13 protein-coding genes are annotated in these 14,477 nt (G+C 58.3%); 9 read left to right on the forward strand and 4 right to left on the reverse strand.

Features of this window, described 5'->3' with window-relative positions:
- Positions 1–96: 96 nt before the first annotated feature.
- The gene (pspG, locus tag CWM58_RS23345) at positions 97–339 is read left to right on the forward strand and encodes an envelope stress response protein PspG (RefSeq protein ID WP_012543188.1); all 243 of its coding nucleotides are present in this window, start codon (positions 97–99) and stop codon (positions 337–339) included.
- A 181-nt stretch (positions 340–520) separates the two neighbouring features.
- Here the strand turns inward: pspG and CWM58_RS23350 are convergent, their stop codons facing one another.
- On the reverse strand, positions 521–1,504 hold the full coding sequence (locus tag CWM58_RS23350; RefSeq protein ID WP_061156122.1) for a quinone oxidoreductase: 984 nt from the start codon (positions 1,502–1,504) through the stop codon (positions 521–523).
- 141 nt (positions 1,505–1,645) lie between these two features.
- Between CWM58_RS23350 and CWM58_RS28865 the strand changes: the two genes are divergently transcribed.
- From CWM58_RS28865 to CWM58_RS23380, 7 genes are all read left to right on the forward strand, one after another.
- Entirely contained in the window at positions 1,646–1,822 is a 177-nt protein-coding gene (locus tag CWM58_RS28865; RefSeq protein WP_162678168.1) for a hypothetical protein, read from the forward strand.
- A gap of 97 nt (positions 1,823–1,919) precedes the next feature.
- Positions 1,920–3,335 (forward strand): replicative DNA helicase, encoded by a 1,416-nt coding sequence (gene dnaB / locus CWM58_RS23355; protein WP_008807299.1) that lies wholly within the window; start codon positions 1,920–1,922, stop codon positions 3,333–3,335.
- A 31-nt stretch (positions 3,336–3,366) separates the two neighbouring features.
- A complete protein-coding gene (gene alr, locus CWM58_RS23360; RefSeq protein ID WP_008807298.1) occupies positions 3,367–4,446 on the forward strand; it encodes an alanine racemase in 1,080 nt (359 codons plus the stop codon).
- 177 nt (positions 4,447–4,623) lie between these two features.
- Complete coding sequence (tyrB, locus tag CWM58_RS23365; RefSeq protein WP_061156120.1) at positions 4,624–5,817, forward strand: aromatic amino acid transaminase; 1,194 nt, start codon at positions 4,624–4,626, stop codon at positions 5,815–5,817.
- A gap of 193 nt (positions 5,818–6,010) precedes the next feature.
- Entirely contained in the window at positions 6,011–6,724 is a 714-nt protein-coding gene (gene aphA / locus CWM58_RS23370) for an acid phosphatase AphA (protein ID WP_100681900.1), read from the forward strand.
- A 130-nt stretch (positions 6,725–6,854) separates the two neighbouring features.
- Positions 6,855–7,271: a secondary thiamine-phosphate synthase enzyme YjbQ gene (locus tag CWM58_RS23375; protein ID WP_008807295.1), complete on the forward strand. Its 417-nt coding sequence runs from the start codon at positions 6,855–6,857 to the stop codon at positions 7,269–7,271.
- 3 nt (positions 7,272–7,274) lie between these two features.
- Positions 7,275–7,631: an MmcQ/YjbR family DNA-binding protein gene (locus CWM58_RS23380; RefSeq protein ID WP_061156119.1), complete on the forward strand. Its 357-nt coding sequence runs from the start codon at positions 7,275–7,277 to the stop codon at positions 7,629–7,631.
- On the opposite strand, the gene uvrA is transcribed toward CWM58_RS23380, so the two are convergent.
- Complete coding sequence (gene uvrA / locus CWM58_RS23385; protein ID WP_100681901.1) at positions 7,632–10,457, reverse strand: excinuclease ABC subunit UvrA; 2,826 nt, start codon at positions 10,455–10,457, stop codon at positions 7,632–7,634.
- Between the two features lie 251 nt (positions 10,458–10,708).
- Here uvrA and ssb1 point away from each other — a divergent pair, with 251 nt between their 5' ends.
- Entirely contained in the window at positions 10,709–11,236 is a 528-nt protein-coding gene (gene ssb1 / locus CWM58_RS23395) for a single-stranded DNA-binding protein SSB1 (RefSeq protein WP_008807292.1), read from the forward strand.
- Between the two features lie 145 nt (positions 11,237–11,381).
- Here ssb1 and CWM58_RS23400 read toward each other — a convergent pair whose 3' ends face one another.
- Together CWM58_RS23400 and CWM58_RS23405 are read right to left on the reverse strand one after the other, a co-directional pair.
- Positions 11,382–12,959, reverse strand: a complete 1,578-nt coding sequence (locus CWM58_RS23400) for a lytic transglycosylase F (protein ID WP_100681902.1) — start codon at positions 12,957–12,959, stop codon at positions 11,382–11,384.
- 293 nt (positions 12,960–13,252) lie between these two features.
- Entirely contained in the window at positions 13,253–14,419 is a 1,167-nt protein-coding gene (locus CWM58_RS23405; protein ID WP_100681903.1) for an SMP-30/gluconolactonase/LRE family protein, read from the reverse strand.
- Positions 14,420–14,477 lie beyond the last annotated feature (58 nt).

Consider the following 14,477-nt stretch of genomic DNA (forward strand, 5'->3'; position numbering starts at 1 on the left):
GACGCGGGGCATTTTCTTTTAAAGTCAAAGGCTTATGTTTGGCATGCTTTTTGTAATACCTGCAGAGTGAAGTATTCATTCGTTGGGGAGAGAACCATGCTGGAACTGCTATTTGTCATTGGATTTTTTGTCATGCTGTTGGTGACCGGCGTATCGCTGCTGGGGATTATCGCGGCTATCGTGGTCGCTACCGCGCTGATGTTCGTCGGCGGCTTGTTTGCCTTGATGATCAAATTACTGCCGTGGTTGCTGCTGGCCGTGGTGGTGGTGTGGATTATTCGGGCGCTGAAATCCCCGAACGGAAACGCTTTTCGCGACAATAACCGCTGGCGTTACTAAGGTATTGAGGGGTCTGTCACAACCTGAACAATTTTGCAGACAACCGCGTAGGCATTACTGAGCAAATCTGTCACTATTAGCGCGTTAACGAATTCATCGCGCTGTACCCTACATACAGCCGAACTAAAAAAAAGTAAGGGCTTCCCAGGTGGAAGCCCTAAACTTTTGTCCCTCTGTCCGCTTACGGCAGCAGCAGACTCGACCCCTGAGTTACCCGGCTTTCCAGAACTTCATGCGCCCGACGGGCCTCGGTCAGCGGATAGGTCTGACTCTCGGGCACGTCCACTTTAATTACCCCACTGGCGATCAGCGAAAACAGTTCACTGCAGGCTTCCGCCAGCTCTTCCCGGTTGGTGATATAGCCCTGCAGAGATGGTCGGGTGACATACAGAGAACCTTTCTGATTCAGGATCCCCAGATTGACGCCGGTCACCGGGCCGGAGGAGTTGCCAAAGCTGACCATCAGGCCGCGTCGCTGCAGGCAGTCCAGAGAGGCTTCCCAGGTATCTTTCCCCACCGAGTCGTAGACCACGGCCACTTTCTTACCGTCGGTAAGCGCCTTGAGCCGCTCCACGATTTGCTCTTCGCGATAGTTAATCACCTGCCAGGCGCCAGCCTCTTTGGCACGCTGTGCTTTCTGCGCGCTGCCGACGGTGCCGATAAGTTTCGCGCCCAGCGCTTTCGCCCACTGACAGGCAATCAGCCCCACGCCGCCGGCGGCCGCGTGAAACAGGAACACTTCATTAGGCTTAATTTCATAGGTTTTGCGCAGCAGATACCACACCGTCAATCCTTTCAGGAACGATGCCGCGGCCTGTTCGAAAGAGATGGCATTCGGCAGAACCGCGGCTTTGTCGGCCAGCACATTGTGTACCGTGCTGTAGGCGCCGAGCGACGACTGGGCGTACACCACCCGATCGCCTACCTTAATGTGCGTCACCCCGTGGCCGACTTTACTGACGATGCCGGCCGCTTCGGTGCCCAGACCGCTCGGCAGCGACGGCGGTGGATAGAGGCCGCTACGAACATAGGTGTCGATATAGTTGATGCCGATGGCTTTGTTTTCGACCTGAATTTCATGCTCTGCGGGATCGCGGGGCGTGAACTCAACCGCCTGAAGCACCTCCGGCCCGCCGTGTTTTGAAAATTCGATGCGTGTTGCCATGTTCGCTCCTGTGTTGTTCTGAGATTATCCAGTAAGCTTAACAGCCTGCGGCGGCGGTGACGGATTTTCTTACCCGCCATAAGGTCAGGTCGCGCAGAAGGAAAAAGGAGAGAGCCGCCATCGGGCGGACAGGGAGAGTAAATGACGAATTTTCATTACGATGGCCTGGTCATTCTGGCCATTGCGGTAGGCCTGGCACTGGCAGGCCTGATTTGTCTGTTATTTTTTTCGTTAAAAGCAGGGGCAGGCAGAAAATTTTTTATATTTATCTGCATGATAATGCTTATGTTCCTGGTGCTGGCCGTCGTCGGTGGATGAGGCGAGGCTGAACGTATTGCCTGGTCCGGTTCTTTAGCGGCAATGGGTTTCTCGCTATACTGTCACGCTCTTTTCCGTATCGGTGAAATGTTAGGCTATGGCAGGAAATAAACCCTTCAACAAACCACAGACAGAAACCCGCGAACGCGATCCGCAGCTCGCCGGGCTGAAAGTCCCGCCGCACTCGATTGAAGCGGAGCAGTCGGTGTTGGGCGGTTTAATGCTGGATAATGAGCGCTGGGACGACGTCGCCGAACGCGTGGTGTCGGAAGATTTCTATACTCGTCCGCATCGTCATATCTTTACCGAGATGGCGCGTCTGCAGGAGTCAGGTAGCCCGATTGATCTGATTACCCTTGCGGAGTCGCTGGAGCGTCAGGGGCAGCTGGACAGCGTGGGTGGCTTCGCCTACCTGGCCGAACTGTCCAAAAACACGCCCAGCGCGGCGAACATCAGCGCCTATGCTGACATCGTGCGCGAACGCGCGGTGGTGCGCGAGATGATTTCGGTGGCCAACGAGATCGCCGAAGCCGGCTTCGACCCGCAGGGGCGAACCAGCGAAGATCTGCTCGATCTCGCCGAATCCCGGGTTTTCAAAATCGCCGAAAGCCGGGCCAATAAAGACGAAGGGCCGAAAAACATCGCCGATGTGCTCGATGCCACCGTCGCCCGTATCGAACAGCTGTTCCAGCAGCCGCATGACGGTGTCACCGGGGTGAATACCGGCTACGACGACCTCAACAAAAAGACCGCTGGCCTGCAGCCGTCGGATCTGATTATCGTCGCCGCCCGTCCGTCGATGGGTAAAACGACCTTCGCGATGAACCTCGTGGAAAACGCGGCAATGCTGCAGGATAAGCCGGTATTAATCTTCAGTCTCGAGATGCCCTCAGAACAGATCATGATGCGTTCTCTGGCCTCGCTGTCGCGCGTCGATCAGACCCGCATTCGTACCGGTCAACTGGACGATGAAGACTGGGCGCGGATCTCCGGCACCATGGGGATCCTGCTGGAAAAACGTAACATCTACATCGATGACTCCTCCGGCCTGACGCCGACGGAAGTGCGTTCCCGCGCCCGGCGTATCGCCCGCGAGCACGGCGGCATCGGACTGATTATGATCGACTACCTGCAACTGATGCGCGTGCCGTCGCTCTCCGACAACCGTACGCTTGAGATCGCCGAAATCTCCCGCTCGCTGAAGGCGCTGGCGAAAGAGCTGCAGGTGCCGGTGGTGGCGCTGTCGCAGCTGAACCGCTCCCTGGAACAGCGCGCCGATAAACGCCCGGTCAACTCCGACCTGCGTGAGTCCGGCTCTATCGAACAGGATGCCGACTTAATCATGTTCATTTACCGTGATGAGGTTTATCACGAGAACAGCGATCTTAAAGGCATCGCGGAAATTATCATTGGTAAACAACGTAACGGCCCGATCGGCACCGTGCGACTGACCTTTAACGGCCAGTGGTCGCGTTTCGATAATTATGCCGGCCCTCAGTATGACGATGAGTAAACCTCCGTCAGTCTTTTTTTAAGGAATTCAAATGCAAGCGGCAACTGTAGTCATCAACCGCCGCGCTCTGCGACACAACCTGCAACGTCTACGTGACCTGGCGCCTGCCAGCAAACTGGTTGCGGTGGTGAAAGCGAACGCCTACGGACACGGTCTTCTCGAGACCGCGCGAACGCTGACCGACGCCGACGCCTTTGGCGTCGCCCGCCTGGAAGAGGCGCTGCGCCTGCGAGCGGGGGGCATCGCCCAGCCGATCCTCCTGCTGGAAGGCTTTTTTGCTGCGGAAGACCTGGCGGTGATCGCCGCCCAGCGCCTGCATACGGCGGTGCATAGCCCCGAACAGCTGGCGGCGCTGGAGCAAGCCGATCTCCCCGAGCCGGTAACCGTGTGGATGAAGCTGGATACCGGCATGCATCGCTTAGGGGTGCGCCCGGAAGAGGCCGAGGCGTTTTATCAGCGTCTGAGCCAGTGTAAAAACGTCCGCCAGCCGGTGAACGTGGTGAGCCATTTCGCCCGCGCCGATGAGCCGACCTGCGGCGCCACCGAACGCCAGCTGGATATCTTCACCACCTTTACCGAAGGCAAGCCGGGGCTGCGCTCTATCGCCGCCTCGGGCGGCATTCTTCTGTGGCCGCAATCGCATTACGACTGGGTGCGTCCCGGGATTATCCTGTATGGCGTGTCGCCGCTGGACGATCGCTCCACCGGGAAAGATTTTGGCTGCCAGCCGGTGATGACCCTGACGTCCAGCCTGATTGCGGTGCGCGAGCATAAAGCAGGGGAGCCCGTCGGCTACGGCGGCACCTGGATCAGCGAACGCGATACCCGTCTCGGCGTGGTGGCGATGGGCTATGGCGACGGTTATCCGCGCGCCGCGCCGTCGGGCACGCCGGTGCTGGTCAATGGCCGCGAAGTGCCGATTGTCGGCCGGGTGGCGATGGATATGATCTGCGTTGACCTCGGACCGCAGGCCCAGGATAAAGCCGGCGACGCGGTGGTGCTGTGGGGAGAGGGGCTCCCGGTAGAGCGCATCGCCGAGATAACGAAAGTGAGTGCTTACGAACTTATTACGCGACTGACCTCCCGCGTCGCCATGAAATACCTCGACTAAGCACCAGCCGTACCGGATAACCCTGATGGTTATCCGGTACGCAATGGGCATAGCCGCGAGCGAAAAAGCGGTTTATGCCACTTCGCGGTCATTTTCCCCTCAACATCCTCTCGACCTGCCGTCATATCCGGTTTATTGTGTAAGAACCTGCCCTATGTAAACCTGGAGATACATCGCGTGTTTCAAAAAGTTGACGCCTACGCCGGCGACCCTATTCTTTCTCTGATGGAACGCTTCAAAGAAGATCCGCGAAGCGACAAAGTCAACCTGAGTATCGGGCTGTACTACAACGATGACGGTATTATTCCGCAGCTGCAGGCGGTGGCGGAAGCGGAAGCGCGCCTGAACGCCGAGCCGCATGGCGCCTCGCTGTATCTGCCGATGGAAGGGTTGAGCGGCTACCGTCAGGCGATTGCGCCGCTGCTGTTTGGCGCAGAGCATACCGCGCTTAAGCAAAATCGCATTGCCTCCATTCAGACGGTCGGCGGTTCGGGCGCGCTGAAGGTCGGGGCCGACTTCCTCAAACGCTATTTTCCAGAGTCTCATGTCTGGGTCAGCGATCCGACCTGGGAAAACCACATCGCCATTTTTGAAGGGGCTGGCTTCGAAGTAAGTACTTACCCCTGGTTTGATAAAGCCACCAACGGCGTGCGCTTTGAGGACCTGCTGGCCACGCTGCAAACGCTGCCGGCGCGCGATATTGTGCTGCTGCACCCTTGCTGCCACAACCCGACCGGCGCCGACCTGACGCCAGCCCAGTGGGACCGCGTGGTTGAGGTGTTACAAGCGCGTCAGCTGATCCCCTTCCTCGACATCGCCTACCAGGGCTTTGGCGGGGGGCTGGAAGAGGATGCTTACGCCATTCGCGCCATCGCCAGCGCCGGGATGCCAATGCTGGTCAGCAACTCGTTCTCCAAGATTTTCTCCCTGTACGGGGAGCGCGTCGGCGGCCTGTCAGTGGTCTGTGACGACAGCGAAACCGCAGGCCGCGTGCTGGGTCAGCTGAAGGCCACCGTGCGCCGCAACTACTCCAGCCCGCCAAGCTTTGGCGCGCAGGTGGTGGCGACGGTGCTGAATGATGCAGCTCTGAAAGCCACCTGGCAGGCGGAAGTGGACGCCATGCGCGCGCATATCCTGACCATGCGTCAGGCGCTGGTCGACGCGCTGCAGCAGGTTGCCCCGGGCAGCAAGGTGGATTACCTGCTTAAGCAGCGCGGGATGTTCAGCTACACCGGCTTCAGCGCGGCGCAGGTTGATCGTCTGCGCGACGAGTTTGGCGTCTACCTGATTGCCAGCGGTCGTATGTGCGTGGCAGGGTTAAACTCACGTAATGTTCAGCAGGTGGCGAAAGCCTTTGCTGCGGTGATGTAAGCCGCTCCCCGGTGGGTTGCCGCTGCCGGTCAACGGGCAGGGGCAACCTCCTCTCTGATTGTGATCATCCTCTTTTTCTATGACATCTACGCGAAAAAGGCTTTTCATCCACGCGATCGGCGGGTAAGGTCGGGGCGTTGCTAAGCATGCACATTATTAAAAATAATAATGATTGATAGATTTAGGGATAAATATGCGCAAACTTACTCTCGCCTTTGCGGCGGCTTCTCTCTTGTTCACGCTGAACAGCGCCGTTGTGGCGCGCGCCTCTACGCCACAGCCGCTGTGGGTGGGCACCAATGTGGCCCAGCTGGCCGAGCAGGCGCCGATCCACTGGGTTTCGGTGGCGCAAATCGAGAACAGCCTGCTGGGGCGGCCGCCGATGGCCGTCGGCTTTGATATCGATGACACCGTCCTCTTCTCCAGTCCGGGCTTCTGGCGCGGGCAAAAAACCTTCTCTCCCGGCAGTGAGGATTACCTGAAAAACCCGCAGTTCTGGGAAAAAATGAACAACGGCTGGGATGAATTCAGCATGCCGAAAGAGGTGGCGCGCCAGCTGATCGCGATGCATGTGAAGCGTGGGGACAGCATCTGGTTCGTCACCGGCCGCAGCCAGACCAAAACAGAAACCGTTTCTAAAACCCTGCAGGATGATTTTCTCATTCCGGCCGCCAATATGAATCCGGTGATTTTCGCCGGCGATAAGCCTGGCCAGAACACCAAGACCCAGTGGCTGCAGGCGAAGCAGATGAAGGTTTTCTACGGCGATTCGGATAACGATATCACCGCCGCCCGTGAGGCCGGCGCCCGTGGGATCCGCGTGCTACGGGCCGCCAACTCCTCCTATAAGCCGCTGCCGATGGCAGGGGCGCTGGGCGAAGAAGTGATCGTCAATTCCGAATACTGATGATCGCCTGAACGCGATAAACGGCAGCGGCAGCGCGGCCGTTTTTTTATGCAAAATCAGGGGTGGAAGGTTTTACCTTTTCACGTATTGCTGCACACTTAGAAGGATTCATTCGCAAAAGGAGTCGATGATGTGGTATCAGCAAACCCTGACGCTTGGGCCAAAATCCCGCGGTTTTCATCTGGTCACCGATGAGGTCCTCGGCCAGATCCGCGGGCTGTCCGGGGTGAAGGTTGGCCTGCTGCACCTCCTGCTCCAGCATACTTCCGCTTCCCTGACGCTCAACGAAAACTGCGATCCCACCGTCCGCTATGACATGGAGCAGTATTTTCTCAACGCCGTGCCGGACAATGCGCCGTACGAACATGATTATGAAGGTCCTGACGATATGCCTTCGCACATCAAATCATCGATGCTTGGCGTGTCGCTGATGCTGCCGGTCGAGGACGGGCGCGTCAGGCTGGGAACCTGGCAGGGCATCTGGCTGGGGGAGCATCGGATACACGGCGGTTCGCGGCACATCGTTGCGACGCTCATGGGGGAATAAAAGATGACAATTTCGGAGTTATTGCAGTACTGCATGGCGAAACCGGGAGCGGAGCAGAGCGTCCATAGCGACTGGAAAGCCACGCAGATCAAGGTCTCGGACGTGCTGTTTGCCATGGTGAAGGAAGTTGAGGACCAGCGGCCGGCGGTCGCGCTGAAAGCGAGTCCGGAACTGGCGGAGCTGCTGCGAGAGCAGCATCGCGATGTCCGGCCCAGCAAGCATCTTAATAAAGCGCACTGGAGCACCGTCTTTCTGGATGGCTCGCTGCCGGATTCGCAAATCTACTACCTGGTCGATGCATCTTACCAGCAGGCGGTGAAAATGCTGCCGGAGCCAGTCCGGCAGCAGCTATCCCGCTAATTATTTCAGCATCGGTTTCAGGAAGCGCGCGGTGTGCGAGGCTTCGCACTCGGCGACGGTCTCAGGCGTTCCGGAGACCAGTATTTCGCCGCCGCCGCTACCGCCTTCCGGACCCAGATCGACAATCCAGTCGGCAGTTTTAATCACATCGAGGTTATGCTCAATCACCACGATGGTATTGCCCTGATCGCGCAGCTGATGCAGCACTTCCAGCAACTGCTGAATATCGGCGAAGTGCAGACCCGTGGTCGGCTCATCGAGGATATACAGCGTCTGGCCGGTACCGCGTTTGGATAGTTCGCGCGCCAGCTTCACGCGCTGCGCCTCGCCGCCGGACAGCGTCGTCGCCGACTGGCCGAGACGGATATAGGTCAGGCCGACGTCCATCAGGGTTTGCAGCTTGCGCGCCAGCGCCGGTACGGCATCAAAGAATTCACGCGCCTCTTCAATGGTCATATCCAGCACTTCGTGGATGGTCTTACCCTTGTACTTAATCTCCAGCGTTTCGCGGTTATAGCGTTTGCCTTTGCACTGGTCGCACGGTACGTAGATATCCGGCAGGAAGTGCATTTCGACCTTGATCACCCCGTCGCCCTGGCAGGCTTCACAACGGCCGCCGCGGACGTTAAAACTAAAGCGCCCCGGCGTATAGCCGCGTGAACGTGATTCCGGCACCCCGGCGAACAGCTCGCGCACCGGCGTAAACACCCCGGTATAGGTCGCCGGGTTGGAGCGCGGCGTACGGCCGATCGGGCTCTGGTCGATATCGATCACTTTATCGAAGTGCTCCAGCCCCTGGATATCGCGATACGGCGCCGGTTCGGCAATGGTCGCGCCGTTAAGCTGGCGCTGAGCAATCGGGAACAGGGTGTCGTTAATCAGCGTCGATTTACCCGAGCCGGAAACGCCGGTAATGCAGGTAAACAGACCGACCGGCAGGGTCAGCGTCACATCCTTCAGGTTGTTGCCGCGCGCGCCGGTCAGCTTCAGCACTTTTTCCGGATTGGCGGGCACGCGCTGTTTCGGCACTTCGATTTTGCGCTTACCGCTCATGAACTGCCCGGTGAGGGATTCTGGTACCGCCATAATGGCGTCCAGTGGCCCTTCGGCCACCACCTGGCCGCCGTGAACCCCGGCGCCAGGGCCGATATCGATCACATGGTCGGCGGCGCGAATCGCGTCTTCGTCATGCTCAACGACGATCACCGTGTTGCCTAAATTACGCAGATGGATCAGGGTACCCAGCAGGCGTTCGTTATCGCGCTGGTGCAGGCCAATGGAGGGCTCATCCAGCACGTACATCACGCCAACCAGCCCGGCGCCAATCTGGCTCGCCAGACGGATACGCTGGGCTTCACCGCCGGAGAGGGTTTCTGCCGAGCGGGAAAGCGTCAGATAGTTCAGACCGACGTTGACAAGGAACTTCAGGCGATCGCCGATCTCTTTCAGCACTTTCTCAGCGATTTGCGCACGCTGGCCGGAGAGCTTCAGGTTGTTGAAGAAGTCCATCGCGTGGCCGATGCTCATATCGGAAATGGTCGGCAGCGGGGTGTTCTCTACAAACACGTGGCGCGCTTCACGACGCAGCCGCGTGCCGTCACAGCTGGCGCATGGGCGGTTGCTGATGAATTTCGCCAGCTCTTCGCGCACGGCGCTGGATTCCGTCTCTTTGTAACGGCGCTCCATATTGTGCAGCACGCCTTCGAACGGGTGACGACGTACCGAGGTGTCGCCGCGATCGTTCATGTATTTGAATTCAATATTCTCTTTACCGGAACCGTACAGGACCACTTTCTGCACGCTGGCGCTGAGGGTGCCCCACGGCGCTTCGACGTCGAATTTATAGTGCTCCGCCAGCGACTTCAGCATCTGGAAGTAGTAGAAGTTGCGCCGATCCCAGCCGCGGATAGCACCGCCCGCCAGCGATAGCTCCGGATTCTGCACCACGCGGTCGGGATCGAAATATTGCTGAACGCCGAGACCGTCGCAGGTCGGGCAGGCGCCCGCCGGGTTGTTGAAGGAGAACAGGCGCGGCTCCAGCTCGCGCATGCTATAGCCGCAGATCGGGCAGGCGAAGTTAGCGGAAAACAGCAGTTCTTCCGCTTTTTCATCATCCATATTGGCCACGACGGCGGTACCGCCGGAGAGCTCCAGCGCGGTTTCGAACGACTCGGCCAGGCGCTGCGCCAGATCGTCGCGCACCTTAAAGCGGTCGATCACTACCTCGATGGTGTGCTTCTTCTGCAGCTCCAGCTTCGGCGGATCCGAGAGATCGCAGACTTCGCCGTCGATCCGTGCGCGGATGTAGCCCTGGCTGGCGAGGTTTTCCAGGGTTTTGGTGTGCTCACCTTTGCGCTCTTTAATAATGGGCGCCAGCAGCATCAGGCGCAGGCCTTCCGGCTGGGCGAGGACGTTATCGACCATCTGGCTGACGGTTTGCGCCGCCAGCGGCACATCATGATCCGGACAGCGCGGTTCACCGACGCGGGCGTACAGCAGACGCAGGTAGTCGTGAATTTCGGTAATGGTACCCACCGTCGAGCGGGGGTTGTGAGAGGTTGATTTCTGTTCGATGGAAATCGCCGGCGACAGTCCTTCGATATGGTCGACGTCCGGCTTCTCCATCAGCGACAGGAACTGTCGCGCATAGGCGGAGAGCGATTCGACGTAGCGACGCTGGCCTTCGGCATACAGGGTGTCGAAAGCGAGTGAAGATTTGCCAGACCCGGAAAGCCCGGTGACGACAATGAGTTTGTCGCGCGGGATAACGAGGTTGATGTTTTTGAGATTATGGGTGCGGGCGCCCCGAACTTCGATCTTATCCATTCACCTTTCCCGGTAGGTAGATACACGGATTGCCTAGTTTGCTTGAAGGACAAACGGCAGAAACGGCTAATTATGACACAATTTAACCTGAATGAATATACAGTATCGGAATGCAAATTCAGGGGGAGTGTGCAACAATGTCTTGTACGAGTGCTATCTCTGGAATCAGCCTCGCAGCTATCAAAATGCTACGTGGAAATGGTACACTCGCGCGTTTACACTATTAAGAAACGTATTCAGGAGACACGAACATGGCCAGCAGAGGCGTAAACAAGGTGATTCTCGTCGGTAATCTGGGGCAGGACCCGGAAGTACGCTACATGCCAAGTGGCGGCGCTGTCGCCAACTTCACGCTGGCAACTTCCGAATCCTGGCGTGACAAGCAGACCGGCGAAATGAAAGAGCAGACCGAGTGGCACCGCGTTGTGCTGTTCGGCAAACTGGCGGAAGTCGCTGGCGAGTATCTGCGCAAAGGTTCGCAGGTGTATATCGAAGGCCAGCTGCGTACCCGCAAGTGGACCGATCAATCCGGTCAGGAGAAATACACCACCGAAGTCGTGGTTAACGTTGGCGGCACCATGCAGATGCTGGGTGGCCGTCAGGGTGGCGGCGCACCGGCAGGCGGCGGCCAGCAGCAGGGCGGTTGGGGTCAGCCTCAGCAGCCGCAGGGCGGCAACCAGTTCAGCGGCGGCGCTCAGTCCCGTCCGCAGCAGCAGGCCCCGGCAGCGCCTTCTTCTAACGAACCGCCGATGGACTTCGACGACGACATCCCGTTCTAAGGCTTGCCTTAAACGCGTTGCCTGCGCAGTAAAAAAACAGAAAGCCCCGGTTTCGCCGGGGCTTTTTCTTTATCCTTTCAGCACTTTCAGCAACATTTCTGCACCACCGTCTCAGAACAGGTTTTAACCTGTGGCGACGAGCGTTTCAGGCAGAGGGCGCCTGAGCGGTCTCCGGCGTCGCCACGCTGGGCTGCGGTTTCACTGGCTCTGCTGGCTCCTGTCGCGGCGCGGCCGTCGCTTTCTGTTTGCGGGCCATATCATCGACGATCAGCCGATAGGCGATGTAATACTTATAGATATTACTGACGTAGGTGACCGTCTCGGCGCCAATTTTTTCTGCTGCCAGATTTTCGACGTTACCGAACCAGACGTTTGGGTCAAACCCGCGCTGTTTGGTCATGGTGCGCAGGCGGGCGATACGCGCCGGACCCGCGTTATAGGAGGCAAAGGCAAACAGCGCCTTATCGAGCCGGGTCATGGGCTCATCAGCATAGTAGCGATCTATCATCCAGCGCATGTATTTCACGCCAGCATGGATGTTGGGATCCAGCTGTTTAATATCGCCCACTTTCAGCTCTTTTCCGGTGCTGGGCATCACCTGCATCACCCCGACGGCGCCGACGTGGCTTCGCACCGACTGGTTCAGTCGCGATTCCTGGTACCCCTGGGCCGCCATCAGCAGCCAGTCGACATCGTAGCGATCGCCATATTTGCGGAAGACTTCCACCATGGCGAGGAACTTGCGCCGTTCCTTACTCGCGGCGGCATTTTTGACATATTTGGCATTTTTCAGGTAACGCAGCAGGAGGGTATTACCCAGCGTGGTGCCCTGACGATTCTTTTTGACGAAGTTGTTTAGCACTGCCAGCAGCTGCGGGCTGTCTTTGCGTACCGCCCAGGCAATGTTGCCGCCGTCGCGCAGCACCACGTTGTCATGGACCTGAATTTTCGGAAACACCTGTTTCCAGAAAACGGCTTTGTGTTGATCGACGACGTTCAGCGGAATCAGCCCGGCGTTGAGCATTTCCAGCAGATCTTCATCCTCCAGCGCCTCCGGCGCTGCCTCCAGGACAACCGGCGGCCGCGACTCACTGGCAAATCGGGCATTCAGCGCCTGCAGACTCTCGTAATAGCTGGAGGAGCGACGAACAAAGACGGTTTGACCAGAGAGCTGCTCCAGGCTGTCGACCTTCGGCGATGCCGGGCCGGAGATCAGTAATTCTTTCACGTTGCTGTAGAGCGGTTGGGCGAAATCGACCTGGGCTTCCCGCGAGGGCGTGATGGTCAGATTGGCAGCCGCAATATCGCCTTTACCTTCATTAAGCGCGGTAAAGAGATTATCCCGACTGACCGGCACAAAAACGATATGTAGCTTCAGGTGGCGCTGTTTGAACTTTTTATCCTTCGCCAGCTGCTTATTAAGATCTTTTTCCAGCGCCATAAAGATGTCGTGCGTTGCGCCACGCTGGGTGCCTTTATCAATAAAAAAGAAGGTTTTACTGTAGGTGGTTAATACCCGAATGGTGCGCCGGTCGGTCATGCCGGGCAGATCGCCTTTCCACGGCTGCAGCATATCGTCGATGTGGATCGACAGCGTATTGTCTTCGGTTGCTACTGGCGGCGCTTTTTCCGCCTCCGCCGCAAGCAGAAGAGGGGCGAATAACAGCGCCGCGAGGCAGGTGAGCCAGGTGATAAACAGGCGTGATAGCAAGTTGGCGTTCATGGAGGAACACTCCGCAGGGGGATGTGATTATTTTAGCAGAACGGCTGTCGTTAGCCGGGCTCAGGGCCAGGGAAATAGCGCGAATAAAACCGGAAGTGCAGGCCATGGATCGTTTGGCCGATTATTATTATTTGGCTATGCAGATAAGTAAAAATATCGCTGGGCGCGTGGTTGATTCTATTTTGAGTCCGGTCGCGGCTATTTCGTCCGCGCGGGCTGTCATTTATCATCGACAGTCTCATTGAGTTTAAATAAAACGCAGGCAGGTCCAACGGGCCTGCCTGCCGTGTGGATCAGGGCTGCACCACTTTCCAGATGGTATATTTCTCTTCTCCCGGTTTTACCGCCTGAGCGAAGTGCTGGTTTAAATGGCTGGCGGTGAACATTACCGCGCCATCCGGGCCGATAGTCGGCGTATCGGGCCAGAACACGCGGTCGTCAGCGGCCAGCAGGGTGAACCGCCCGCTCTGCGGGCGATAACGGACAATACCGTTATGGGTCACATCGGTGATATAGAGTGCGCCATGCTTATCGACCACGATCCCATCGCTATTCCCGCCGACCTCACCCGCGGTACGGATGGCCGCGGCGAGCTGGCGTTCGTTCATCGCGGGATCGCGCAGCGCGGCGGTGGCGATGGTCCGCGCCGTGGTACCGGTGGTGACCGTCCAGTAGAGGGTTTCCTGGTCCGGTGACAGCGCAATACCGTTGATACCAAGCATAATCGGGTTGCCCGGCCAGACCGTTTCCCCATGTGAAACCACCTGCAGGCCGGCAACCGGCATCAGCGCCGGGTGCTGGTTCAGTACCCGGCGGACCGTCCCGCGGTTAGCATCCACGACGATCAGTCCGGCCTGATTGTCCGGCGCGCTGCGCAGGCCGCTGTCGGCGATATATGCCACCCGGCGCGCCTCATCGACCACAATATCGTTGAGGAAGCTTCCTTCCCGGTCGGCGACGCTGTCGAGTGGAATGCGCTGCACCAGATGACCGTCGCTGAGCGCATAGATCATGATTTTTTGCGCCCCCGGCGGCGCCGTCTTTTCGCCTGCGACAAAGCCCTGATCTAACGCCCATAGCCAGCCGTTGCGGTTATCGACGTAAAAGCCCAGCACATTGCGCAGGTGCGTGCGGGGATCGGCGCTGATGCTGTTGGCCGCGGTGGACGGAAAGGCAGTGAGTCGTGCCGGGCCGCTCAGGGACTCGGTATCGAGCAGACTGAGCGTGGCGGGCGCCTGGGTCGAAATCAGACGTGGGGTGCTGACAAACGCCCGACCGGCGGCGTCAAAGTGCAATCCTGCGATGGGCGCATTGACGGAATGCGCATCGACGCGCTGCTGCCAGGTGACCCCGGTATAGCTGCGCCATAGCGCCAGATGGGCAGGGGCGTCAGGCCCGGCCGCCAGTGCGGTCTGCCCCAGGGACAGCAGGCCGAGAACGAAGAGTGAAAAACGATGCATCATGGTCTCCAGAAAGCAGTAAAAAAAGAGGGGCAGATAGCCCGGTTAAGCCTCGGTA

Origin of the sequence: Klebsiella sp. H-Nf2 (assembly GCF_002806645.1) — a bacterium.
In the GTDB taxonomy this organism is placed as follows: Bacteria; Pseudomonadota; Gammaproteobacteria; order Enterobacterales; family Enterobacteriaceae; genus Klebsiella; species Klebsiella variicola.